The 855-nt window shown below is 66.1% G+C and carries 2 protein-coding genes; both read left to right on the top strand.

Annotated features, from left to right (window positions below):
* Window positions 1–2 precede the first annotated feature (2 nt).
* Window positions 3–638 carry a metallophosphoesterase gene (locus JCM25156_RS18655; protein ID WP_084296558.1) on the top strand — a complete coding sequence of 212 codons (636 nt, stop codon included), beginning with the start codon at window positions 3–5 and terminating at the stop codon, window positions 636–638.
* A gap of 45 nt (window positions 639–683) precedes the next feature.
* A partial coding sequence (locus tag JCM25156_RS26220; protein ID WP_034961217.1) for a chorismate mutase occupies window positions 684–855 on the top strand: 172 nt, incomplete at its 3' end.

Genomic DNA, 855 nt, shown 5'->3' on the forward strand with positions numbered 1-855 from the left:
ATCTGCGCGCCTTCCGCCACGCCGCCGCGACGGACCGCTTTGTCATACAGCTTGGCGATCTGGTGGATTACGGGCCGGACAGCGCCGGGGCCTTCCGGCTCATGCAGCAACTGATCGACGAAGGGCGCGGCCTGTTCATACTGGGCAATCACGACCGCAAGCTGGCCCGCGCCCTGCAGGGCCGCAAGATGCGCCGTGACCCCCCGCTCATGGAAACGCTGGACCAGTTCATGGCCGAGGAAAACAGCGACGTGCGCCAGCGCGCGCTGGCCGACCTGGCGCACGCGCCCGCATGGATCGTGCTGGGGCAGTCCATATTCGTGCATGGGGGCTTTCATGTCCGCATGCTGGGGGAACTGCCGCCGCCGGGACTGGGCACCGTCACCCCCCTGCTGTCGCGCGCCCTGTTCGGGGAAACGACGGGCCACATGCAGAAGGATGGCTACCCCGAACGGCGGCTGAACTGGGTCGATCACATTCCGATGGGATATACGGTCTATTGCGGGCATGACCGCCGCTCTACCGATGGCCGGCCGTGGGTCAGGGCCGGCCGGATGGGGGGCAGGGCCATTTTTACGGATACCGGCGCGGGCAAGGGCGGGCATCTGGCATGGATCGACCTGCCGCCCGTCATATAAACAGCCCACCTTCCCTTACCCGCCCTTTCAGGAGAACCGACCCAGATGAACACCACCCCGGCCCCGTGTGACGCAGCGCAGCAGAAACTGGAGGAACTGCGCCGCAGTATCGACAATATCGACGCGGCCCTGATCTATATGCTGGCGGAACGCTTCCGCCACACGCAGGCGGTTGGAAAGCTCAAGGCCGCCAATGACATGCCCCCCGCCGACCCGG

This window comes from Komagataeibacter kakiaceti JCM 25156 (assembly GCF_000613305.1).